This is a genomic window from Pseudogemmobacter humi (genome assembly GCF_900609055.1).
In the GTDB taxonomy this organism is placed as follows: domain Bacteria; phylum Pseudomonadota; class Alphaproteobacteria; order Rhodobacterales; family Rhodobacteraceae; genus Pseudogemmobacter; species Pseudogemmobacter humi.
The window spans coordinates 23496-44798 of the sequence record NZ_UXAW01000058.1 but is presented as its reverse complement, the minus strand read 5'-3'; the positions used below and the strand labels follow the sequence as shown (position 1 = coordinate 44798).

23 protein-coding genes are annotated in these 21303 nt (G+C 67.0%); 10 read left to right on the top strand and 13 right to left on the bottom strand.

The features are described from left to right. Positions 1-4: 4 nt before the first annotated feature. The 3 genes from mepA (at position 5) to arfB (ending at position 2540) form a co-directional block, all read left to right on the top strand. Entirely contained in the window at positions 5-910 is a 906-nt protein-coding gene (mepA, locus tag XINFAN_RS09420) for a penicillin-insensitive murein endopeptidase (protein ID WP_435530862.1), read from the top strand. A 339-nt stretch (positions 911-1249) separates the two neighbouring features. Next, positions 1250-1870 carry a queuosine precursor transporter gene (locus tag XINFAN_RS09415; RefSeq protein WP_124086243.1) on the top strand — a complete coding sequence of 207 codons (621 nt, stop codon included), beginning with the start codon at positions 1250-1252 and terminating at the stop codon, positions 1868-1870. A gap of 247 nt (positions 1871-2117) precedes the next feature. Further along, on the top strand, positions 2118-2540 hold the full coding sequence (arfB, locus tag XINFAN_RS09410) for an alternative ribosome rescue aminoacyl-tRNA hydrolase ArfB (RefSeq protein WP_124086242.1): 423 nt from the start codon (positions 2118-2120) through the stop codon (positions 2538-2540). Positions 2541-2546: 6 nt separating this feature from the next. Here the strand turns inward: arfB and XINFAN_RS09405 are convergent, their stop codons facing one another. Beyond that, positions 2547-3203, bottom strand: coding sequence for a ZinT family metal-binding protein (locus XINFAN_RS09405; protein WP_124086241.1), 657 nt, complete (start codon positions 3201-3203; stop codon positions 2547-2549). Positions 3204-3316: 113 nt separating this feature from the next. Continuing rightward, complete coding sequence (pncB, locus tag XINFAN_RS09400; protein WP_124086240.1) at positions 3317-4609, bottom strand: nicotinate phosphoribosyltransferase; 1293 nt, start codon at positions 4607-4609, stop codon at positions 3317-3319. Positions 4610-4863: 254 nt separating this feature from the next. Between pncB and trhO the strand changes: the two genes are divergently transcribed. Further along, entirely contained in the window at positions 4864-5775 is a 912-nt protein-coding gene (trhO, locus tag XINFAN_RS09395; RefSeq protein WP_124086239.1) for an oxygen-dependent tRNA uridine(34) hydroxylase TrhO, read from the top strand. Here trhO and XINFAN_RS09390 read toward each other — a convergent pair whose 3' ends face one another. The 6 genes from XINFAN_RS09390 to XINFAN_RS09365 form a co-directional block, all read right to left on the bottom strand. Continuing rightward, on the bottom strand, positions 5776-6807 hold the full coding sequence (locus tag XINFAN_RS09390) for an Atu2307/SP_0267 family LLM class monooxygenase (RefSeq protein ID WP_124086238.1): 1032 nt from the start codon (positions 6805-6807) through the stop codon (positions 5776-5778). A gap of 91 nt (positions 6808-6898) precedes the next feature. Further along, complete coding sequence (gene cysW / locus XINFAN_RS09385) at positions 6899-7735, bottom strand: sulfate ABC transporter permease subunit CysW (RefSeq protein WP_124086237.1); 837 nt, start codon at positions 7733-7735, stop codon at positions 6899-6901. Further along, a complete protein-coding gene (gene cysT / locus XINFAN_RS09380) occupies positions 7732-8589 on the bottom strand; it encodes a sulfate ABC transporter permease subunit CysT (RefSeq protein WP_124086236.1) in 858 nt (285 codons plus the stop codon). The genes cysW and cysT overlap by 4 nt, the downstream gene beginning before the upstream one ends. Next, the gene (locus tag XINFAN_RS09375) at positions 8586-9578 is read right to left on the bottom strand and encodes a sulfate ABC transporter substrate-binding protein (protein WP_124086235.1); all 993 of its coding nucleotides are present in this window, start codon (positions 9576-9578) and stop codon (positions 8586-8588) included. The genes cysT and XINFAN_RS09375 overlap by 4 nt, the downstream gene beginning before the upstream one ends. Next, a complete protein-coding gene (locus XINFAN_RS09370; RefSeq protein ID WP_124086234.1) occupies positions 9575-10675 on the bottom strand; it encodes a sulfate/molybdate ABC transporter ATP-binding protein in 1101 nt (366 codons plus the stop codon). Before XINFAN_RS09370 ends, XINFAN_RS09375 begins: the two co-directional genes overlap by 4 nt. Before the next feature lie 353 nt (positions 10676-11028). Continuing rightward, positions 11029-12159 carry an S-(hydroxymethyl)glutathione dehydrogenase/class III alcohol dehydrogenase gene (locus XINFAN_RS09365; RefSeq protein WP_124086233.1) on the bottom strand — a complete coding sequence of 377 codons (1131 nt, stop codon included), beginning with the start codon at positions 12157-12159 and terminating at the stop codon, positions 11029-11031. A 428-nt stretch (positions 12160-12587) separates the two neighbouring features. On the opposite strand from XINFAN_RS09365, the gene XINFAN_RS09360 reads away from it, so the two are divergent. Both XINFAN_RS09360 and XINFAN_RS09355 read left to right on the top strand, forming a co-directional pair. Further along, positions 12588-12881: an I78 family peptidase inhibitor gene (locus XINFAN_RS09360; protein WP_233352177.1), complete on the top strand. Its 294-nt coding sequence runs from the start codon at positions 12588-12590 to the stop codon at positions 12879-12881. Between the two features lie 19 nt (positions 12882-12900). Then, positions 12901-13197, top strand: a complete 297-nt coding sequence (locus XINFAN_RS09355) for an I78 family peptidase inhibitor (RefSeq protein WP_233352176.1) — start codon at positions 12901-12903, stop codon at positions 13195-13197. A 24-nt stretch (positions 13198-13221) separates the two neighbouring features. Here XINFAN_RS09355 and XINFAN_RS09350 read toward each other — a convergent pair whose 3' ends face one another. Continuing rightward, a complete protein-coding gene (locus XINFAN_RS09350) occupies positions 13222-13653 on the bottom strand; it encodes a c-type cytochrome (RefSeq protein ID WP_124086232.1) in 432 nt (143 codons plus the stop codon). 170 nt (positions 13654-13823) lie between these two features. Between XINFAN_RS09350 and XINFAN_RS09345 the strand changes: the two genes are divergently transcribed. Then, positions 13824-15842, top strand: coding sequence for an oxidoreductase (locus tag XINFAN_RS09345; RefSeq protein ID WP_124086231.1), 2019 nt, complete (start codon positions 13824-13826; stop codon positions 15840-15842). Between the two features lie 13 nt (positions 15843-15855). On the opposite strand, the gene XINFAN_RS09340 is transcribed toward XINFAN_RS09345, so the two are convergent. Then, positions 15856-16122, bottom strand: coding sequence for an EF-hand domain-containing protein (locus XINFAN_RS09340; protein WP_124086230.1), 267 nt, complete (start codon positions 16120-16122; stop codon positions 15856-15858). Between the two features lie 362 nt (positions 16123-16484). Between XINFAN_RS09340 and XINFAN_RS09335 the strand changes: the two genes are divergently transcribed. After that, the gene (locus tag XINFAN_RS09335) at positions 16485-17390 is read left to right on the top strand and encodes a LysR family transcriptional regulator (RefSeq protein ID WP_124086229.1); all 906 of its coding nucleotides are present in this window, start codon (positions 16485-16487) and stop codon (positions 17388-17390) included. A gap of 60 nt (positions 17391-17450) precedes the next feature. On the opposite strand, the gene XINFAN_RS09330 is transcribed toward XINFAN_RS09335, so the two are convergent. Genes XINFAN_RS09330 through XINFAN_RS09320 form a run of 3 tightly spaced genes read right to left on the bottom strand, consistent with a single transcriptional unit; the run spans position 17451 to position 19813 of the window. Beyond that, entirely contained in the window at positions 17451-18371 is a 921-nt protein-coding gene (locus XINFAN_RS09330; RefSeq protein WP_124086228.1) for an OmpA family protein, read from the bottom strand. Between the two features lie 18 nt (positions 18372-18389). Further along, entirely contained in the window at positions 18390-19097 is a 708-nt protein-coding gene (locus tag XINFAN_RS09325) for a GNAT family N-acetyltransferase (RefSeq protein WP_124086227.1), read from the bottom strand. After that, the gene (locus XINFAN_RS09320) at positions 19094-19813 is read right to left on the bottom strand and encodes a competence/damage-inducible protein A (RefSeq protein ID WP_124086226.1); all 720 of its coding nucleotides are present in this window, start codon (positions 19811-19813) and stop codon (positions 19094-19096) included. The genes XINFAN_RS09325 and XINFAN_RS09320 overlap by 4 nt, the downstream gene beginning before the upstream one ends. Before the next feature lie 172 nt (positions 19814-19985). Between XINFAN_RS09320 and map the strand changes: the two genes are divergently transcribed. Continuing rightward, positions 19986-20792: a type I methionyl aminopeptidase gene (gene map, locus XINFAN_RS09315; protein ID WP_124086225.1), complete on the top strand. Its 807-nt coding sequence runs from the start codon at positions 19986-19988 to the stop codon at positions 20790-20792. Then, positions 20792-21262: a Cys-tRNA(Pro) deacylase gene (gene ybaK / locus XINFAN_RS09310; protein ID WP_199286390.1), complete on the top strand. Its 471-nt coding sequence runs from the start codon at positions 20792-20794 to the stop codon at positions 21260-21262. Before map ends, ybaK begins: the two co-directional genes overlap by 1 nt. Positions 21263-21303: the final 41 nt, after the last annotated feature.

Sequence of the window (21303 nt, the reverse complement as noted above, 5' to 3'; positions counted from 1 at the left end):
CCCATTGTCCCGTCTCACCGCGGCATTGCTGGCCGCCGCGCTTCTCGCCCCGCCGCCGGCAGAGGCGCAGCAACTCGCCAAGGATCTGTTCGGCGCGCATAAGCTGCCCTCGGCGCAGGAGCCGACGCCGATCGGATCCTATTCCAAAGGCTGCGCGGCAGGCTTGCTGAAAATGCCCGAGAACGGCCCGCACTGGCAGGCGATGCGGCTGTCGAGAAACCGCAACTGGGGCCATCCGGTGATGGTCGAATTCCTGATGGACCTGTCTTACGCCGCCAGCCAGATCGGCTGGGGCAAGGGGCTCTATATCGGTGATATCAGCCAGCCGCGCGGCGGGCCGATGCTGACCGGCCACGCGAGCCATCAGATCGGGCTCGACGCCGACATCTGGTGGCTGGCGCCGCAACGGCTGGATCTGTCGGTCGCGGAACGCGAGTCGCTGTCGTCGATCCCGATGCGCTCGGCCGATCAGAAATCGGTGACCCGGGCCTGGGGGCCGACCGCGCATAACCTGCTGAAGATCGCGGCCTCGGACCCGCGGGTGGACCGGATCTTCGTCGCCGCCGCGATCAAGCTGGAGATATGCAGGACCGCGAAGAAATCCGACACCGCCTGGCTGCAAAAGATCCGCCCGGTGGCGGGCCACGACACCCATTTCCATGTCCGGCTGAAATGCCCGGCCGGGACGCGGTTCTGCGAGACCCAGACGCCGACCGTCTCGGACCTGTCGAAAGGCGGCAACGGCTGCGACGAGACGCTGACCTGGTGGGTGACCGACTATCTGAACCCGCCCAAGGCGACCGGCAAGAAGGATCCGAACGAAGAGGATCCGCCGAAGAAAAAACACCCGCGCCAGTTCACCCTGGCCGATCTGCCGAACCAGTGCCAGGCCGTCCTCGCGTCGGACTGATCGCGCCGTCCCCGGTGCCGCAGGCGGCAGGGGAAGGGCCTGCGACGGGGATATTCAGGGCAGGATAAAAGCAGCGCCTGTCCCGTCCGGTCGCCGGCGACAATCGGCGGAAGCCTCCGGCGGGGGTATTTGGGTCAGGATGAAAGCCCTTTCACCCTGATGCAAATACCCCGGGGGAGTCGCGGCACGCGACGGGGGCGGCGCCCCCTGCCCGGCCCCGGCAAGGCGCGGCGATTGACGGGGCGCGCGCGGCGGCGTATGCGGGCCGCCGTCCCCGGACCTGAGATCAGGAAGCCGGGGCCAAGTCTCCGCTACCTTGTCAAAACGGAAAACAGATCCATGACCCGCCTTCTGCCCGGCATCATTGCCATGGCCGCCATCGTGCTGGCCTCGAACATCCTCGTCCAGTTTCCCCTTGGGGAATGGCTCACCTGGGGCGCGCTGACCTATCCTTTCGCCTTCCTGACCACCGATCTCGTCAACCGCATCCAGGGCGCCGACGCCGCGCGCAAGGTGGTACTGGCGGGTTTCGTCACCGGGGTGATCTGCTCGCTGATCGGCACCCAGATCCAGGGAGAGTTCGGCCCGCTCGTCACGTTCCGCATCGCGCTCGGCTCGGGCACCGCCTTCCTCGTCTCGCAGATGATCGATGTGGCGATCTTCACCCTGCTGATCGGCCGGGTCTGGTGGCAGGCGCCGCTGGTCTCGACCCTGGTCTCCTCGTCTCTTGATACGGTGATCTTCTTCTCTCTGGCCTTCGCCGCGCGTTTCGCCTTTCTGGAGCCCGCGAACGATACATCCTGGGCCACCGGCGCGGTGCCGTTGCTGGGGATGGGGGCCGAAATGCCCTATTGGGCCTCGCTCGCGCTGGCCGACTGGTGCGTAAAAATCGTGCTCGCCCTGGCCGCCCTTGTGCCATTCCGGATCATCGTCGAAAAAGTCATCGCAAGAGTTGCGTGATTTTTGTTGACGAACACAATATCTGTGCCAGTCTCTCCTTATCGGAAACTTTTCGAAAGGAGGTGATCCAGTGTCGAGAGGGATATTGGAGAGAGGTGTCGGGACAGTCAGGAGGGGTGTTTTCTGAGGGCAGCCCCTCAGGTGACGAACGACTGATTGGGCCTTTCAAATCCTAACTGGCCCATCTCCTACGAACTCGGAAAGGGTCGCCTTACAAGGCGGCCCTTTCTCTTGTAACCTCTCCGCCATGCTGCATGTCACCGACACCATCATCCTTGCCGCCTGGGAGCTGAGCGAAAGCTTCATCCGCGCTTCGGGGCCGGGCGGGCAGAACGTCAACAAGGTTTCGACGGCGGTGGAATTGCGGTTCGAGGCCGAGCGCTCGCCGCATCTGACCGCGCCGGTCAAGACGCGGCTGAAGCGGATCGCCGGGCGGCGCTGGACCCAGGAAGGCGCCATCGTCCTTCAGGTGGACGAGACCCGCAGCCAGGCCCGCAACCGCGAGATCGCCCGCGAGCGGCTGGCGGAGATGATCCGCCAGGCCCTGGTCGCACCGAAGCGGCGCATCGCGACGAAGCCCACCCTCGGCAGCCAGCGCCGCCGTCTCGCCGCGAAAACGGTGCGCGGCGAGGTCAAGGCCCTGCGCGGCAAGGTCGGCGACGAAGACTGAGCGCGCTCAATGCGCCAGCATCTCGTGCAGGATCTGCTCCCTGCTCAGGGCGGCGGGGTAATAGGTCGGCCAGTTGGTCACTTCCTCCAAAAGCGCGGCGCGGTCATCGCCCCAGTAGAGATGGTAGTGATCGGCGGGTTCGGGCGCGATCCGGTGGTCGCTGAACTGGATGAACCCGGGCGCCGCCGCATCGCCGCCGGTCTTCGCGAAGACATAGCGCACGCCGCGGTTGCCCGCCTTGTAGGTCAGCACCTCATGGCCGTCCGAAGCATATTGCCCGCTCACGGCGCCGCCCGCATTGTGCAAGGTGACGTTTTCGCCCTCGATCTCGATGCGATCGACATCGGTGTGGTAGCCGGTCTCGTAATAGGCGCGGTAGTCTTCGGCGCTCTTGTCGCCGTGTTCGGCCTTATGCGCCATCACCGGATCCAGGGTGCCGTCCTGCAACAGCGGGTAAACCGACTGCCAGTCGCCCTGCCAGTCCGACAGCGGACGGGCCGCGATCTGGCTGTCCTCGAAATATCCTTTGTAGACGGCATCATCCGCATGGCTGTGGGAGTGATCATGGTCGTGTTTCGCCGCCCCGCCGGTCTGGGCCGGGGCCTGACCGGCAAGAAACAGCGCCATGAGCGCGGCGGCGCCGGGGAAAAGGGTCTTCTGCATCTTCGGAAATCCTTGCTGGTGGTCGGAAAACAGGGGCAATTCTGATTCGTTATGTCATAACATAACAATCAAGATCTGCCCCCGTTTTCCCGCCCTGTCAAGCGCCCCCGCCCTCAGACCAGGACGTCGCGCGCCACCTGCTCGCCGACCGAGAACACCCGCTTGTAGCGCGCGATCTGATCCGCCGGGCCCATGGCCTTGTTCGGGTTGTCGGACAGTTTCACCGTGGGCCGCCCGTCGGCCGAGATCGCCTTGCACACCAGCGAGAACGGCGCCAGCGCGTCGCCCGGCACGAGGCCGCGGAAATCATTGGTCAGATTGGTGCCCCAGCCGAAGGACACCTTCACCCGGCCCCGGAACCGCTCTTGCAGCGCAAGGATGGTGTCCACATCCAGCCCGTCCGAGAAGATCACCAGCTTCTGGCGCGGATCCTCGCCCTTCCCGCGCCACCAGCGGATCGCGGTCTCGGCGCCCTCGGCCGGGTCGCCGGAATCGATGCGGATCCCGGTCCAGCTGGCCAGCCAGTCGGGCGCGCGTTCCAGGAAGCCCTCGGTGCCGTAGGTGTCGGGCAGCATGATGCGCAGATTGCCGTCATGTTCGTCGTGCCAGTCGGCCAGCACCTGATACGGCGCCTGCGCCAGCTCGGCGTCGTCGCCCGCGAGCGCTGCATAAACCATCGGCAGTTCATGGGCATTGGTGCCGATCGCCTCGATATCGCGCTTCATCGCGATCAGGCAGTTCGAGGTGCCGGTGAAGGCGCCGCCCAGCCCCTCCTGCATGGCCTGAACGCACCAGTCCTGCCACAGGTAAGAATGCCGCCGCCGCGTGCCGAAATCGGCGATCTTCAGATCGGGCACGGCCTGCAACTGCTCGACCTTCTCCCAGAGCCGGGTCATGGCGCGGGCGTAAAGCACCTGCAACTCGAACTTGTGCATGTCCCTGAGCACGGCGCGCGAGCGCAGTTCCATGATCACCGCGAGCGCCGGGATCTCCCACAGCATGACCTCGGGCCATTTGCCCTCGAAGGTCAGCTCATACTGGCCGTCGCGCTTTTCCAGGTGATAGGGCGGCAGGCGCAGGGCCTCGAACCATTCCATGAAATCCGGGCGGAACATCTGGCGCTTGCCGTAGAAGGTGTTGCCGCGCAGCCAGGTGCTTTCGCCACGCCTGAGCGAGAGCGAGCGGACGTGATCGAGCTGTTCGCGCAATTCGCCCTCGTCGATCAGATCCGCAAGCCGCACCGGACTGGTGCGGTTGATCAGCGAGAAGACCACATTGGTGTCGGGGCTGTTCCTGAACACCGACTGGCACATCAGCAGTTTGTAGAAGTCGGTATCCAGCAGCGACCGGACAATCGGATCGATCTTCCAGTTGTGATTGTGGACGCGGGTGGCGATATCGACCATTCGGGTCTCCTCCGGGCAGGCCGCGATGTTAAATCAAGCCCGGCGGCCGGTGTCCAGCGGGCGGGCGCCCGTCCCTTTGGCTGCCTGCCGCCTGCCGCGGCCGGGGACCGCTCCGCGGGGGGTATTTGGGTCAGGATGAAATGGGCTTTCATCCTGATATAAATACCCCCGCCGGAGGCGCAGGCTGGCAAGCGGGCGCCCCTGCGTCAGGCTGGCGGCTTGATTTCGCCGCCCCGGCGGTCCATGTCCGGCCCATGCTGACTGTTGCCGCGCTTTATCATTTCACCCGTTTCCCCGATCCGGCCGCTCTGCGCGGCCCGCTGCTGGATCTGTGCGACCGGCAGGGGGTGAAGGGCTCGTTGCTGCTGGCGACCGAGGGGATCAACGGCACCATCGCAGGCGCGCGCGAGGGGATCGACGCGGTGATCGCGCATCTGCGGGCGCTGCCGGGCTGCGCGGGGCTGGAGTGGAAGGAGAGCCCCGCGGAGGCGATGCCGTTCGGGCGGATGAAGGTGAAGCTCAAGCGCGAGATCGTCACCATGGGGGTTGAGGGCATCGATCCGCGCGCGGCTGTCGGGCATTACGTTCAGCCCGGCGAGTGGAACGAGCTGATCCGGGCGCCCGACGTGGCGGTGATCGACACGCGGAACGATTACGAGGTGGGGATCGGCACTTTCGAGGGGGCGGTGGATCCCGGGACGCGGTCCTTCCGCGAGTTCCCGGCCTGGTGGGAGGCGAACCGGGAGCGCTTTCACAACAAGCGCATCGCGATGTTCTGCACCGGCGGCATCCGCTGCGAGAAATCGACCAATTACCTGCTCAGCCAGGGGGTGGAAGAGGTTTACCACCTGAAAGGCGGCATCCTGAAATATCTGGAACAGATGCCGGCGGAAGACTCGCTCTGGCGCGGCGAATGCTATGTGTTCGACGGCAGGGTCTCGGTCGGGCACGGGCTGGTGCCGGGGGACTACACCTCTTGCGGGGCGTGCCGGCGGCCGGTTTCACCGGCGGACCGGGCGCAGCCGGAATATGAGCCCGGCGTCTGCTGCCCGGCCTGCGCCGGCGAATATACCGAGGCCGACCGCGCCCGGTTCCGCGAGCGCGAGCGGCAGATGCGGCTGGCCGAAGCGCGCGGCGAAAGGCATCTCGGCGCCGCCCCGGGCTGATCAGCCCGCCAGCAGATCGCGCACCATCGGCATGACCTGTTCGCCGTAAAGCCGGATGCTCTCCATCATCGTGGCGTGCGGCATCGGCCCGGTCGCGTATTTCAGATCGAACCGCTCCAGCCCCAGATCGCGCACGGTCGCGGCGATCTTGCGCGCCACCGTCTCCGGGCTGCCGACATAAAGCGCGCCGTGGCGGATTTCGTTCAGGAAGCCGTCCTTTGTCACCGGCGACCAGCCGCGCTCGCGCCCGAGGCGGCCGAACATCTCGGCATAGGCGGGCCAGAGCTGCTCCTGCGCCGCCTCGTCCGTCGCGGCGATATGGCCGGGGGAATGGACACCGACCGGGCGCAGCGGCTGGCCGAGTTCCTGCGCGGCGCGGCGGTAGAGGTCGATATAGGGCACAAAGCGCCGCGCATCGCCGCCGATGATCGCCAGCATCAGCCGCAGATCGCGGCGCACCACCCGGACCACCGATTCCGGGCTACCGCCGACGCCGACCCAGGTGACCATGCCGCCGGGCGCCAGCGGCGGGTAAACCGCCTGATCGGTCAGCGCGCTGCGGGTCTCGCCCGTCCAGGTCACACGTTCCTCGCGCAGGAGCCGGGCGAAGAGGTCGAGCCTTTCCTCGAACAGGAGATCATACTCCGCCATGTCGAAGCCGAAGAGCGGATAGCTTTCGGTGAAGGAACCGCGCCCGAGGATCGGCTCGGCCCGGCCGCCCGAGACGGCGTTCAGCGTGGAAAACCGCTGGAACACCCGCACCGGATCGTCGGTCGACAGCACCGTGACCGCGGTGCCCAACCGGATGCGCGAGGTGCGCCCGGCGAGGACGCCGAGAATCACCTCGGGCGAGGAAATCGCGAAATCGGGCCGGTGATGCTCGCCGAGGCCGATGAAATCGACGCCCGCCTGATCGGCGAGAACGCCCTGCTCCACCACCTCGCGCAGCACCTCATGCTGCGGCTTCGGCTGGCCATTGGCATCCGGCGTCACATCGCCGAACGTGTGCAGCCCCAGTTCGATCCGATCCATCGCGCCCTCCTGTTCCGGCCCCGAACATAGGCGCGGCACAGCCGCAGGGCACCTGCACATTCGGGCAGAGAGACCCCGCCGCCTGCGCAGATCAGCGGCGCGATTCCATCAGCGTCTTGAGAACCAGCACCACCAGCGCGATCAGCGTCAGGGTCGAGGCGGCGGCAAAAGCGCCGGTCACGTTCAGATCCTGGAACAAGAGCTCGATCTGCAACGGCAGCGTATTGGTCTGGCCACGGATCTTGCCCGCCACGACCGAGACGCCGCCGAACTCGCCCACCGCGCGCGCGCCGCACAGAACCGCGCCGTAGAGCAGCGCCCAGCGGATGTTCGGCAGCGTCACCCGGCGGAAGATCTGCCAGCCGCTGGCGCCAAGCGTCAGCGCCGCCTGCTCCTGTTCCGAGCCCTGCGCCTGCATCAGGGGCAGCACCTCGCGCACGACGAAGGGGGCGGTGACGAACATCGTCACCATCACGATCCCCGGCAGCGCGAACAGGATCTGGATGTCGTTCGCCAGCAGATAGGGCCCGATCAGCCCGTTGCGGCCGTAAAGCAAGAGGTAACAGATCCCGGCGATGATCGGCGAAATCGAGAAGGGGATCTCGATCAGCACCAAAAGCGCCTTGCGCCCGGGGAAGGTGAAACGCGCGATGGCCCAGGCGGCCGCGACGCCGAAGGCGATGTTCACCGGCAGGACGATCACCGCGGTCAGCACCGTCAGCCAGATCGCATGCAGCGTGTTCGGCTCGGTGATATTGGTCAGGAAAACCGCATATCCGGCGGCGAAAGCACGATGGAAGATATAGGCCATCGGCACCACGACGAACACGGCCGTCAGCAGCAGCGCCAGCCCGATCAGCAGCCGCGGCACCAGGCGCGATTCGCGCGGCGCCAGGGCGGCGGGGGCGGGATCGGCATGGGCGCTCATGCGGTTTTCCCCTTGTAGCGCAGGGCGCGGGCCTGGAGCAGGTTCGACACCACCAGAAGCAGCAGCGCGATCAGCAAGAGCACCAGCGCGATCACCGCGGCGCCGTTGTAATCGTATTCCTCCAGCCGGATCACCGCCAGAAGCGAGGCGATCTCGGTCTTCATCGGCAGGTTGCCCGCGATGAACACCACCGCGCCGAATTCGCCCAAGGATCGTGCGAAGGACAGCGTCACGCCGACGAGGAAGGCGGGCAGGATCGCCGGAAAGATCACCCGGGCGAAGATGGTGAACCGCCCGGCGCCCAGCGTGCGCGCCGCCTGCTCATACTGCGGATCCAGATCCTCCAGCACCGGCTGCACCGCGCGGATCACGAAGGGGATCGAGGTGAAGGACATCGCGATCGCCACCCCCCAGATGGTGAAGACGACCGGCAGGCCCATCGGCTCCAGAATCGCGCCATACCAGCCGTTCGCCGCGAACAAAGCCGAAAGCGCCAGCCCCGCAACGGCGGTGGGCAGCGCGAAGGGGATATCAACGAGCGCGTCAAGGATACGCTTGCCGGGAAACTCGTAGCGCACCAGCACCCAGGCCATCAGGAGGCCGTAAAGCGCGTTGAAGATCGTCGCCATGGTCGCCGCGAGCAGCGTCAGTTGCAAAGCGGCAAGCGTGCGCGGCGCGGTGGTGATGGCCCAGAACCGGGCCGGGCCGATCTCGGCCCCTTTCAGCACCAGGGCTATGACCGGCAACAGGACGATGACGCCGAGATAACTCAGCGTCACGCCCATGGTCAGGCTGAATCCTGGAAGAACCCGCTTCGACCGCCGGGCCGAAGCGGGAACCGGAGCGGCGGTCATTGGTTCACGAACACCTGGTCGAGGATCGCGCCCTCAGCGAAATGCTCGGACTTCACCTTGTCCCAGCCGCCGAACACCTCTTCCACCGTCACCAGCTTCAGCTCGGGGAAGCTGTCGGCGAATTCGGCCTTCACCGCCTCGTCATGCACGCGGTTGAAGCGGGTGGCGAGGATGCGCTGGCCCTCGGGCGAGTAGAGGAAATCGAGATAGGCTTTCGACACCTCCTCGGTGCCGCGCTTCGCGGCATTCTCGCTGACCACCGCCACCGGGAATTCGGCGTAGAGCGACAGCGACGGCGTGACGCGGACGAAGTTCTTGTCGGCATATTGTGCGGCGATACCGCCGGTTTCGGCCTCGAACGTGATCAGCACATCGCCGATCTCCTTCTCGGCGAAGGTGACGGTGGCGGCGCGGCCGCCCTGGTCGAACACCGGCACATTGGCGAACAATTGCTTCACGAAGTCCTGCGCCGCCGCCTGGTCGCCGCCGTTCTTGTCCAGCGCGAAAGCATAGGCCGCCAGATAGGTGTAGCGCGCATTGCCCGAGGTTTTCGGGTTCGGGAACACCACCTTCACATCCTCGCGCACCAGATCGTCCCAGTCCCTGATGCCTTTCGGATTGTCTGCACGGACGAGGAAGGCGGGCAGCGAGTAATAGGGCGAGGCGCCGTTCGGGAATGCCTCGCGCCAGTTCGGATCGACCAGCCCGCCCTCGGCCAGCACGTCGATATCGGTCACCTGGTTGAAGGTGACCACATCAGCCGGAAGCCCTTCCAGAATGGCGCGGGCCTGGGCCGAGGATCCGCCATGCGACTGGTCGACAGTCACGTCGCGGCCGGTGTCAGCCTTCCATTTGGCGGCAAAGGCCGGGTTGATCTCGGCGAAAAGCTCGCGGGCGATGTCGTAAGAGACGTTCAGGATCGCATCCTGGGCGCTGGCGGGGGCGGCAAGGCCAAGCGCGAGCGCGGCGGCGAGAAGACGGGATTTCACTGGAGTGACTCCTTGGTTTTCAAAGATGGGACGGCGGCGGCCTGCACGGGGCCGGGCCCGCCGGGGAAGATCTGCCCCGCTTCGGGGCGCAGCCGGACCCTTTGTCCGGGGATGAGGCCGGGGACACCCGCGCGGCGCGGCAGCTCGGCCTCGGCGATACAATCCGCGGGGCCCTCCAGCCGCAGCCGCAAAAGCGCGCCGGTCGAGACCGCCTCGGTGATGCGGAAGGCGCCCTCGGGGTCGGGGACAGGGGTGATGTCCGAGGGGCGCAGGAACAATGTCGCAGGCCCGTCGGCCATGGCGCGGCGCGAAAGCGCCGAGCCGTCGAGCCCCGGCGCCTCGATCCGCCCCGCGCGCAGATTGACCGGGATCTCGACGGTCAGGCCGAGGAAGCGCGCGGTGAACGGGCTGGCGGGGTGGTCGTAGATCTCATCCGGGCGGCCGATCTGCTCGATCTGGCCCGCACCCATCACCACCACCCGGTCGGCCAGCTCGAACGCCTCTTCCTGGTCGTGGGTGACGAAGATCGTGGTGGTGCCGGTCGCGTCATGCACCTCGCGCAGCCAGCGCCGCAGATCGCGGCGGACCTGGGCGTCGAGCGCGCCGAACGGCTCATCCAGCAAGAGCACCTCGGGGTCGATCGCCAGCGCCCGGCCAAGCGCCACCCGCTGGCGCTGCCCGCCCGAAAGCTCCGAAGGATAGCGGTCGGCGAGATGCGGGATTTGCAGGAACTGCAACAATTCCGCCACCCGCGCGCGGATCTGCACCGGGGGGGGGCGGCGGTCGCGCGGCAGCACGGTCAGCCCGAAGGCGATATTGTCGCGCACCTTCATATGCGGGAACAAGGCATAGTGCTGGAAAACAAAGCCGGTGCGGCGCTCCTCGGCCTTCTTCGCCAGCCAGTCCCCGCCCGCGACCGTCAACTGCCCGGCATCGGGCCAGTCCAGCCCCGAGATGATGCGCAAAAGCGTGGTCTTGCCCGAGCCCGAAGGCCCGAGCAGCGCGACGAGTTCGCCCTTCTCCACCGTCAGATCGATACCGCGCAGCACTTCGGTCTGGCCGAAGCGGCGGGTCAGATTGCGGATGGTCATTGTCATGGCGGCGCGGCCCCTGGTTCCGGTGGGTGAAGCTATCCGCCACAGCCTCCAGGGGACAAGGAAAGGGAAGGGGTGATTTATGCTACAAAAAGAGAATAATATTCTATCAACCAGCCTGCCCATTCGGGAATTACAGCAAAAACCGCCTCGAATCAGCGCGCGACCAAAGCTGCATCTTCGCCAGCGTGAACCCGTGACCGGCGGCACAAAGCCCCGATCCGGCGGCACAACCCCAGCCCCACCCAGGGTATGTTTTCAGACCGGAAAAAAGCAGCCCGGGCTCTTTGCCATTTTCTGTCTCTAAATATCCCACGGGGGTCCGGGGGTGTGAAACCCCCGGTCCGCGGTTGCGATCAGAACTCGACGACGGCCCGGATCGACTTGCCCTCGTGCATCAGGTCGAAGCCCTTGTTGATGTCTTCGAGCTTCAGCTTGTGGGTGATCATCGAATCGATCTCGATCTTCCCTTGCATATACCAGTCGACGATCTGCGGAACGTCGGTGCGGCCGCGCGCGCCGCCGAAGGCGGTGCCCTTCCACACCCGGCCCGTCACCAGCTGGAACGGCCGGGTCTGGATCTCGGCGCCCGCCGCCGCCACCCCGATCACCACCGAGACGCCCCAGCCCCGGTGGGTGCATTCCAGCGCGTCGCGCATCACCTTGACGTTGCCGGTGCAGTCGAACGAGTAATCCGCGCCGCCGATCTGGTCGAACGGGGTCTTGGTCATATCGACGATATGCTGGACAACGGACCCTTCGATCTTCGTCGGATTGACGAAATGGGTCATGCCGAACTTCTCGCCCCATTCCTTCTTGGAATCGTTCAGATCGACGCCGATGATCATATCGGCCCCGGCCATCTTCAGGCCCTGGATCACGTTGAGGCCGATGCCACCCAGACCGAAGACCACCGCCTTCGCCCCGATCTCAACCTTCGCCGTGTTGAGCACCGCACCGATCCCGGTCGTCACACCGCAGCCGATGTAGCAGATCTTATCGAAGGGCGCCGAAGGGTCGACCTTCGCCAGCGCGATCTCGGGCAGAACGGTGTGGTTCGCGAAGGTCGAGCAGCCCATGTAGTGATAGATCGGCGTGCCGTCGAGCATCGAGAACCGCGTGGTGCCGTCGGGCATCAGCCCCTGGCCCTGGGTCGAGCGGATCGCGGTGCAGAGGTTGGTCTTGCGCGACAGGCAGGACGGGCATTCGCGGCATTCCGGGGTATAAAGCGGAATGACGTGATCGCCGGGTTTCAGCGTGGTCACGCCCTCGCCGACCTCGATCACCACGCCCGCGCCCTCATGCCCGAGGATCGAGGGGAAGATCCCCTCGGGATCGGCGCCCGAGAGGGTGAATTCGTCGGTGTGGCAGATGCCGGTGGCCTTGATCTCGACCAGAACCTCGCCCTTCTTCGGGCCTTCGAGGTTCACCTCCATGATCTCCAGCGGTTTGCCGGGGGCGACGGCGACGGCGGCACGGGTGCGCATAGCGGTAGTTCTCCCTTAACAATCCGCGCCAGGGTGGGCCAAACGCGCGCGGAAATCAACGCAGGAAACGGGCTGGCGCCCGGCGTTTCCCGCTTGCCGGGGGCCGTTATCCGCGCACCGCCACCTGCGGCGGCTGACCTGAGGCCACGCGGCCCCTTTCTCCGCCCGCCAGCCGCATCGGACGAGCCATCTGCCGCCGCGGCGGAAGTTGTCAGATCCTCCGCCGCCCGGATCTGTCAGGAAGATATGCGGTTATGGTTTTCATCCTGCCCGGGATATCCCGGGAGAGGCTTCGCCTGCGAAGCCGGGGCCGGCCCCCTCTCCGGCCACACAGGCCAGGCTCTTCCGCGCCCATGACGGCGATTCCGGGATCCTCCCGGCGCGAAATGTGTTTAGGATCAGGCGGAAGGAAAACCCGGAGGTCAAGGATGCGCAAAATCACCAGGATTGCCGGTCCGGCGCTGGCCGCGCTGGCGCTGGCCGGATGCGGCGGCGCGGGCGGCGGCGGGGCGCCCCCCGCGACGACCGATCCCGCGCTGTGCGGCGCCGATAGGCTGGCGGGCCTGACCGGACAGCCGGTGACCCTGCTGCCCGGGGACGAGGTCGGCGGCCCGCTGCGCCTCATCCGCCCCGGCGATGCGGTGACCGAGGATTTCAACCCCGCGCGCCTGAACGTCTCGCTCGACGCCTCCGATCACATCACCCGTCTGTCCTGTGGCTGACATCAAAGGAGACAAGTCCATGTCGATATTCCGTATCGCGGCACTGGTGCCGCTCGCGCTGGCGGCCTGCGTGCCCGTCACCCCCGTCGATCCCGGGACCCCGGCCTTTCCGGTGGGCGCCGGCGACACCTGCAACGCGGCCCCGCTGGTGTCGCTGATCGGGCGCGATTCCTCGGCGCTCGCCACCGTCGGCAACCGGCGCGATCCGATGCGGGTGACCCGCCCCGGTCAGGCGATGACGATGGATTTCAACCCCGCCCGGCTGAATGTGGAACTGAACGCAGCCGACCGCATCGTCCGGCTGTCCTGCGGCTGAGGCCCCCGCCAAAGCCCGGACAGTTTACTCGCGATAGACCGAATGGCAGGCCTTGCAGGTGCCGCTCAGCGTGGCCATGCCCGTCCTGAGCCCGTCGGCCGAGGCGGTGTCCACCCCCTCGGCCGCCACGCGCAGATCCGTGGCTTTGGCAGTGAAATCCTCCCAGCCGGTCCAGATTTCCGGCCTGGCCTCGGAGACCGGATCCTCCGCGCCCTGAACCTCGAAAGCGGCGGGCGCCGCGGCTGCGGCGGCGATCAGCGCCGCTTTGGCCGCTTCGGCGGCGGCGGCATCGAAGGCGGTCTTGCCCTGAGCCATTTCGCCCAGGATCTTTGTATTCTTCCCGACCTCTTTCATCACATTCGCGCGGGCGATCGCCTCGGGCTGGGTCGGATCGGCGGCCAGCGCCGCAACGGGCGCAAGGATCAGCAAAAGGGCGGCGGTGCGGGCGGCTTTCATCGTCTGGCTCCGGTGCTGGACATTTCGCGCAAGTTAAACATGCCGCCGCCGCTGCGGCTACCGGACGCAGGGCCGGGCCGTTCACAGCCGCGTGAGCGGCGTGACGCCGCGTAGCGGGTGACTTGACGCGCGCGTAAAGGCAATCTGGCCGCTGCGAACGGAGGCCAGCCATGAGTGAATTCCGCCATCTCCTGCAACCGATCACGCTGAACGGCGTGACTTTGCGCAACCGCAGCCTGATGGGCTCGATGCACACCGGGCTGGAGGAAACCGGCGACTGGGGCCGGGTCGCGGCCTTCTATGCCGCGCGCGCGCGCGGAGGCGCCGGGCTGATCGTCACCGGCGGCATGGCGCCGAACCCCGAGGGCGGGGTGTTTCCCGGCGCGGCCGGGCTGTTCACCGCGAAAGACATCGCCAGTCACCGCCGGGTGACAGATGCGGTTCATGCGGAAGGCGGCCATATCGCCATGCAGATCCTGCATGCCGGACGCTATGCTTACGGCAAGGATTGCGTCGCGCCTTCGGCGGTAAAATCGCCGATCTCGCCCTTTGTCCCGCATGAACTGGACGAGGCAGGGATCGAACGCCAGATCCAGGACATCGCCACCGCCGCCGCCCGCGCCGTCGAGGCGGGCTATGATGGCATCGAGGTGATGGGGTCCGAGGGCTATTTCCTTAACCAGTTCCTCGTCACCCATACCAACCGGCGCGAGGACCGCTGGGGCGGCAGCTATGAGAACCGGATGCGGCTGCCGGTCGAGGTGGTGCGGCGGGTGCGCGCGGCGCTCGGCCCCGGAAAGGTGCTGATCTACCGCATCTCGCTGATCGACCTGATCCCCGAAGGCTCGGCCTGGGATGAGGTGGTGACGCTGGCCCGCGCGGTTGAAACGGCGGGGGCGGATGTGCTGAACACCGGCATCGGCTGGCACGAGGCCCGGGTGCCGACCATCGCCACCTCGGTGCCGCGCGCGGGCTTCGCCTGGCTGACCGCAAAGCTGCGCCCCGAGGTGGGGATTCCGGTGATCGCCTCGAACCGGATCAACACGCCCGGGATGGCCGAGACGATCCTGGCCGATGGCATGGCCGATATGGTCTCGATGGCACGGCCCTGGCTCGCGGATGCCGGGTTCATCGCGAAAGCGGCGGCGGGGCGGGCGGATCAGATCGCGCCCTGCATCGCCTGCAACCAGGCCTGTCTGGATCACACTTTCTCGGGGCGGCTGACCTCGTGTCTGGTCAATCCGCGCGCCTGTCATGAGACCGAGCTGGTGATCGAACCCGCGCCTGCGCCGAAGCGGATCGCCGTGGTGGGCGCCGGTCCGGCGGGGATGACGGCGGCGATCACCCTGGCTGAGCGCGGGCATCGGGTCACGCTCTGGGATGCGGCGGGTGAGGCCGGGGGCCAGCTCAATCTCGCGAAACAAGTGCCGGGGAAGGAAGAGTTCCACGGCCTTGTCGCCTGGTTCCGCGGGCAGCTCGATCATCCCCTGATCACCCTGCGGCTCGGGCAAGAGGCCGGGGCGACGGATCTCGCGGGCTATGACGAGGTGATCCTCGCCACCGGCGTCACGCCGCGCGATCCCGGCATTCCGGCGGCGCCCGGCGCGCGGGTGCTGTCTTATGTCGACGTGCTGAAAGGGGCGGAAACCGGCCCGCGCGTGGCGGTGATCGGCGCGGGCGGCATCGGCTTCGACGTATCGGAATACCTGGTCGAGGCCGGAGACAGCCCCACGCTGCACCCGGAGGACTGGCGGCGCGAATGGGGCGTCACGCCCCCATGGGCCGCGCGCGGCGGCGTGACCCAGCCCGCGCCGGAGCCCCCCGCCCGCGAGGTCTGGCTGTTGCAGCGCAAGGCGGAAAAGCCGGGCCGCAAACTGGGCAAGACCACCGGCTGGATCCACCGCGCCACCCTCGCGGCAAAGCGGGTGCAAATGATCGGCGGGGTGAATTACGAGCGCATCGGCCCCGAGGGGCTGCACATCAGCCACGGGCCGGAGCGCACCGATCCGCAGGTGATCCCGGCGGATACGGTGGTGCTTTGCGCCGGTCAGGAACCGGCCCGCGGCCTGTCAGACGCGCTGACGGCCGCGGGCATTTCCCATCATCTGATCGGCGGCGCCGATGTGGCAACTGAGCTTGACGCGAAACGCGCGATAGATCAGGCCATGCGGCTGGCCGCACGGCTCTGACCCCCAGGCGCGGTTACTGCGCGGGCGAATCCTGCTCGACCGGGCGGATCACGCCGTTGTCGAGCGCGGTCTGCAACTCTTCCTGGCTGACCGCGCCGCTGGCATCGGTGTCGATCGCGGCGAAACCTTCCTCGGTCAGTTCGGGCCAGGCGGTCTGAAGTTCGGTCAGCGACCAGTCGCCGCTGGCATCCGCATCCTCGATCTGCGGCAGCACGGACTGCGCCATCGCAGCACCGGCGAACAGGCCAAGGGGAAGAGCAAACAAAGCCATGCGTTTCATCGGATGTATCCTTTTCGGTTGTCCGTTTCGTTTCTGGCAAAGACCGCAGCACGGCGGCCCGGGGTGCAATCTGGGCATGGATGCGGCGGCGTCCAGTCTCTTGCCATTCAGGCGGAGAACCCCCGCCGGAACGGCGCTTCCCGGCGGAAAAGCCCCGCCCACGGCGGGTTTTGCCCCTTTTCCCGCCCATCCTCCGCCGGTCCGGCGGCACCCAGCCGCGTGTTTCCGGGCCTCGGCACACGTTTCCGTGCCATGAACGATCCGCGTTAATTCCCCGGATCGGTCGCGGCTCTGCCCCGATCCCGCCCGATTTGGCGGTCAATCACTGTCAACGACCTCAAATCTGCTGCCTGGGGAAACCGATGGACCGACTGACCGAAATGGAAGCATTCGCCACCGTGGTGGATCAGGGCGGATTCACCGATGCCGCTAAGAAGATGGGGATTTCGAAATCCGCCGTCTCGAAACACGTCTCCTCGCTTGAGGCGCGGCTCGGCGCGCGGCTTCTGAACCGCACCACCCGCCGCGTCAGCCCGACCGAGATCGGCCTGGCCTATTACGACCGGGCGCGGCGCGTCCTGAACGACGCGGGCGAGGCGGATGCGCTCGTCACCTCGATGCAGTCGGCGCCCTCGGGGCTGCTCAGGATATCGGTCGCGACCGATTTCGGGGTGAACCTGCTGTCGCCGATCCTGGGGGATTTCCTGCTGGAATACCCCGACATCACCGTGAACATGGTGCTGAACAACCGCTATGTGGAGCTGATCTCCGAAGGGTTCGACATGGCGATCCGGGTGGGCGAGCTGGAGGACAGCAGCCTGCGCGCCCGCAAGCTGACCGAGACCACCAAAAGGATGATCGGCTCGCCGGCCTATTTCCAGAAATACGGCCGCCCGCTGAAGATCGACGATCTGAACGAGCACAAGCTCTTGCATTACTCGAACCAGGCCAACGGCAACGTCTGGAAGATCACCGCGCCCTCGGGCGAGAAGCGCCAGGTCCGCTCGAACGGCTGGCTGACGGTGAACGACGGCCAGAGCCTTCTGAACGCCGCGCTGGCGGGGCTGGGGATCGCCTGCCTGCCCTCGTTCCTCTATGCCGATGCGATGCGCCAGGGCCAGATCGAAGAGGCGATCCCCGGGCTGCCGGTCGAGGTCCTGGGGATCTACGCGGTCTATCCGCCGGGCCGCTTCACCCAGCCCAAGGTGCGCGCCTTCATCGACTTTCTGGCGCGGCGCTTCATCGACAAGGGGCCCGACAACTGGTGAGCCCGCGCCGCATGTAATCCCTCGTGTCCTTCCGTTTCACGCCTTCGGAAGGGTGCAAACTCAGGTCGGGGCCGGAACGGCCTCGACCCTTCTGTTTTTCTGCCGCCCCTCTTCGGTCGCGTTGCTGGCGCGCGGCGCCAGCGGTCCGGCCCCCTCGGCGCTGAGGCGCCCGGGCGCGATGCCGTGGTCACGGATCAGCGCCTCGCGCACCGCCGCGGCCCGGCGTTTCGACAGCGCGATATTGGCCTCCATCGCGCCCGACAGATCGGTATGGCCGACAAGGATCAGCCGGCGCGAGGCATCGGCACGAAGCCAGCCGGCGATCAGCGCCAGCGAAGGATAATCCCCCGCCGCCAGCGCGGCCGAGCCGGAATCGAACACCAGATCTTCCAGCGCCAGCGGCAGACCCTCGTCGAGCGGTTCCGCCCCCCCGCCGCCCGCTGCGATCTGCGGCACCGGCGTCAGCGGCACAGGTGTCACATCGGGCGCGCGCAGCGCCACGGGGCCGACGGTGATGATCTGCACGAAGGCGGCGCTGGCCGAGCGGCTGACCATCAGGCTGACCGCCGCCCCGCCGCGCCGGGCCGAGACGAAGCGGAACTCGTTCAGATCGACATGCATGCCGGGTTCGGGCAGCACTTCGGTGTTGAAACGGAAATCGAAACCGCCGCAGGCGCGGGCCTCGCAGTCGAGCAGCACCTCATAGCCCCCGGCGACAAGCTGGTCGCGCAGCGGCGCCATGACTTCCAGCAGCGAGGCCCCCGGCGCGTCGAGCCGCCAGGCGCGGCGATCGACCTGGCCCTCGACGGCGACGGCGGGCAGACCATCGGGCCGCCAGGGCGCGGTGGGCAAAGCATAGCTGTCGTAGACCGCGGGGCGGGCCTCGGCCCCCAGCACCGGAAAGGCGAAGCGCGGCTCGAAGGCCTGGGCAGCGGCGGGCGAGAGCCACGCGAGGGCAAGAAGGAAGCGGAGAGGCGTCACGCCGGAGGGCACCGAAAGTCAGGGTTTGGGCGAAAGCGCCCGATAATGATATTGTCCCACAACCGCCATCCCGGCGCGATCATAAAGCGCGCGGGCGGCAAGGTTTTGCTCTTTCACCACAAGGGACAGCCGCCCTGCCCCCTGCCCCGCCGCCCAGATCGCCGCCGCCGCGATCAGCGTGGCGCCGACGCCCTGGCGCCGCCAGGCCTCGGGGACTTCCAGCGCGTGAAGCATGGCCTCGCCCTCCAGGCAGGCCACAAAGGCCACCCCGGTGGGGCGGTCCTTCATCCGGCCGAGGATCGCGACCTTCGGACCCCGCACCCGCTCCATCACCGCAAGGCGCGAGGGGCCGATGCCGCCCCGCGCCCAGATCCCGCGCGCGACCTCCAGCGGCGGCCAGTGCGGGAAGGCGGCGAGCGGCGGCACCTCGCGGGCCAGTGCCGCCACGTCACCGGCATAGGCCAGCACGGAATCGGCGATGTCATAGCCGCGCGCCGCCAGCGCCGCGTCCAGCGCCTCGTCGCCCGGGTGCAGAACGAAAAGCGGCTCGGCCATCGCCGCCTCGGCCCGGTCCAGATCGGCCCCGGTCCAGGGGCCGGAGACCGATGCCGCCGAAACCCTTTTGCCGCCGCCCGCGCCCTCGCGCAGACGGAACGGGCCGAGATCGCGCACCGAGGCCGGGGGCCAGGTCGCCTCCAGCACCGCGGCGAGCAAAGCGGGCGTCATCCGAACAGCCCCACCAGCCGCATCATCGCCTGGTCGATCCGCGCCGGATCGGTGCCGCGGATCACCAGATTGGTGCCGAAAGCGCCGCTTTGCTGGAACGGATAGGACCCCATCGACAGATCGGGAAAATCGGCCGCCAGCCTGCCGAATTCGCCGGCGATCTCGCCCTCGCCCCGCATCACCCGCAGGTTCTGCGACAGAAGCGGCGCGCCGCCGGTCAGCCGCGGCATGACCGAGGCCAGCATCGCCTCGAAAATGTTCGGCACCCCGGCCATGACATGGACATTGCCGAGGATGAATCCCGGCGCGACCGAGATCGGATTGTCGATCAGCGCCGCCCCGTCGGGGATGCGCGCCATCCGGGCGCGGGCCTCGTTGAACGGCAGGCCCTGGCGTTCGTAATGCGCTTTCAGCAGCGCCATGGCGTCGGGGCGGTGGCCGATCTTCGCGCCCAGAGCCTCGGCCACCGCATCGGCGGTGATGTCGTCATGGGTCGGCCCGATTCCGCCCGAGGTGAAGACGTAATCATGCGCCGCGGACAGCGCCCGCACCGCCGCCACGATAGAGGCGTGATCGTCGCCCACCACCCGCGCCTCTGCGAGGTCGATCCCGGCGCGGGTCATCTCGCCCGCCAGATACCACAGGTTGGAATCGCGGGTGCGGCCCGAGAGGATCTCATCCCCGATGACCAGCATCGCCGCCGTGGGATTGGGCATGGGCGTCTCCGTATCCTGCGTTTACGCCAGATATAAACCGCGCAGGCGGGGGTTTTCCACCCCCGCACCCCCGGAGGATATTTAGATCAGGATGAAGATCAGAAGGTCAGCATGTCGGCCTCTGGCCTTTTTCCGCCGGATTGCCTATCTAAACGCGCGAAAGAGAGGCCGGATGGACACGCGCGGACGGATCACGAAGGATGGTATCCGCATCTACGAAGATGCGGATTTTGCGGGAATGCGCGAGGCCGGGCGCCAGGTCGCGGAAATCCTCGACATGCTGGCGCCTCTGGTGAAGCCGGGCGTCACCACTGCGGAGCTGGACGATTTCATCCGCGAGGAGATCGCGCGGCGCGGGCTGATCTCGGCCACGATCGGCTACAAGGGCTATCAGCACGCCTCGTGCATCTCGATCAACCATGTGGTCTGCCACGGGATTCCGGGGCCGAAGGTGCTGCAAGAGGGCGATATCACCAATATCGACGTGACGGTGATCGCCGACGGCTGGTATGGCGATTCCAGCCGGATGTATGTGGCCGGCGCGCTGCCGCGCAAGGCAGAGCGGCTGATCGAGGTCACCCATGAGGCGCTGATGCGCGGCATTGCCGAGGTGAAGCCCGGCAATACCTTCGGCGACATCGGCCATGCGATCCAGTCTTTCGTCGAGGCGCAGCGCATGTCGGTGGTGCGCGATTTCTGCGGCCACGGGCTGGGGCTGGTGTTCCACGCGCCACCCAACGTGCTGCATTACGGCCGCCCCGGCCGCGGCCCGGTGCTGGAGGAAGGCATGTTCTTCACCATCGAGCCGATGGTCAATCTGGGCCGGCCCGAGACCAAGATCCTCGCCGACGACTGGACCGCGGTGACGCGCGACAAATCGCTCTCGGCGCAATACGAGCATTCCATCGGCGTGACCGCGACCGGCTGCGAGATCTTCACCCTCTCGCCCACCGGCAAGTTCTTCCGCACCTGGGAATAATGGCAGCGACCCGCGGCACGCAGATGCTGACGAAGGCCGGGGTGGCCTTCACCCTGCATCCCTACGACTACGACCCGGCGGCGGACCGGATCGGCATGGCGGCGGCGCTGGCGCTCGGGCTCGATCCGGCGCTGGTGCTGAAAACGCTGATGGTCGAGGCGGACGGGCGGGCGGCCTGCTGCGTGATCCCCTCGGATGCGACGCTTTCGATGAAGAAGGTGGCCCTGGCATTCGGAGCGAAGGATGCCGCGATGATGCCGCCCGCGAAGGCTGAGAAACTGACCGGCTATCATGTCGGCGGCATCTCCCCCTTCGGCGCGATGAAACGGGTGCCGGTCGCCTTTGAGGCCGCCGCCTGCACGGCGGCAAAGGTCTGGATCAACGCGGGCCAGCGTGGTCTTCTGCTGGGGATCGCACCGCAGGACGCGCTGCGGGTGCTGGGGGCGAAAGCCGCCGCGCTGACCGCCTGAGCCATGCGTTTTTCGCAACAGGATTGCGTTTAAGTCATATC

Excerpts from the sequence above, each read along its gene's own strand:
- XINFAN_RS09415 (WP_124086243.1), top strand. The coding sequence starts at position 1,250 with ATGACCCGCCTTCTGCCCGGCATCATTGCCATGGCCGCCATCGTGCTG.
- arfB (WP_124086242.1), top strand. The coding sequence starts at position 2,118 with ATGCTGCATGTCACCGACACCATCATCCTTGCCGCCTGGGAGCTGAGC.
- XINFAN_RS09405 (WP_124086241.1), bottom strand. The coding sequence starts at position 3,203 with ATGCAGAAGACCCTTTTCCCCGGCGCCGCCGCGCTCATGGCGCTGTTT.
- pncB (WP_124086240.1), bottom strand. The coding sequence starts at position 4,609 with ATGGTCGATATCGCCACCCGCGTCCACAATCACAACTGGAAGATCGAT.
- trhO (WP_124086239.1), top strand. The coding sequence starts at position 4,864 with ATGCTGACTGTTGCCGCGCTTTATCATTTCACCCGTTTCCCCGATCCG.
- XINFAN_RS09390 (WP_124086238.1), bottom strand. The coding sequence starts at position 6,807 with ATGGATCGGATCGAACTGGGGCTGCACACGTTCGGCGATGTGACGCCG.
- cysW (WP_124086237.1), bottom strand. The coding sequence starts at position 7,735 with ATGAGCGCCCATGCCGATCCCGCCCCCGCCGCCCTGGCGCCGCGCGAA.
- cysT (WP_124086236.1), bottom strand. The coding sequence starts at position 8,589 with ATGACCGCCGCTCCGGTTCCCGCTTCGGCCCGGCGGTCGAAGCGGGTT.
- XINFAN_RS09370 (WP_124086234.1), bottom strand. The coding sequence starts at position 10,675 with ATGACAATGACCATCCGCAATCTGACCCGCCGCTTCGGCCAGACCGAA.
- XINFAN_RS09365 (WP_124086233.1), bottom strand. The coding sequence starts at position 12,159 with ATGCGCACCCGTGCCGCCGTCGCCGTCGCCCCCGGCAAACCGCTGGAG.
- XINFAN_RS09360 (WP_233352177.1), top strand. The coding sequence starts at position 12,588 with ATGCGCAAAATCACCAGGATTGCCGGTCCGGCGCTGGCCGCGCTGGCG.
- XINFAN_RS09355 (WP_233352176.1), top strand. The coding sequence starts at position 12,901 with ATGTCGATATTCCGTATCGCGGCACTGGTGCCGCTCGCGCTGGCGGCC.
- XINFAN_RS09350 (WP_124086232.1), bottom strand. The coding sequence starts at position 13,653 with ATGAAAGCCGCCCGCACCGCCGCCCTTTTGCTGATCCTTGCGCCCGTT.
- XINFAN_RS09345 (WP_124086231.1), top strand. The coding sequence starts at position 13,824 with ATGAGTGAATTCCGCCATCTCCTGCAACCGATCACGCTGAACGGCGTG.
- XINFAN_RS09340 (WP_124086230.1), bottom strand. The coding sequence starts at position 16,122 with ATGAAACGCATGGCTTTGTTTGCTCTTCCCCTTGGCCTGTTCGCCGGT.
- XINFAN_RS09335 (WP_124086229.1), top strand. The coding sequence starts at position 16,485 with ATGGACCGACTGACCGAAATGGAAGCATTCGCCACCGTGGTGGATCAG.
- XINFAN_RS09325 (WP_124086227.1), bottom strand. The coding sequence starts at position 19,097 with ATGACGCCCGCTTTGCTCGCCGCGGTGCTGGAGGCGACCTGGCCCCCG.
- XINFAN_RS09320 (WP_124086226.1), bottom strand. The coding sequence starts at position 19,813 with ATGCCCAATCCCACGGCGGCGATGCTGGTCATCGGGGATGAGATCCTC.
- map (WP_124086225.1), top strand. The coding sequence starts at position 19,986 with ATGGACACGCGCGGACGGATCACGAAGGATGGTATCCGCATCTACGAA.
- ybaK (WP_199286390.1), top strand. The coding sequence starts at position 20,792 with ATGGCAGCGACCCGCGGCACGCAGATGCTGACGAAGGCCGGGGTGGCC.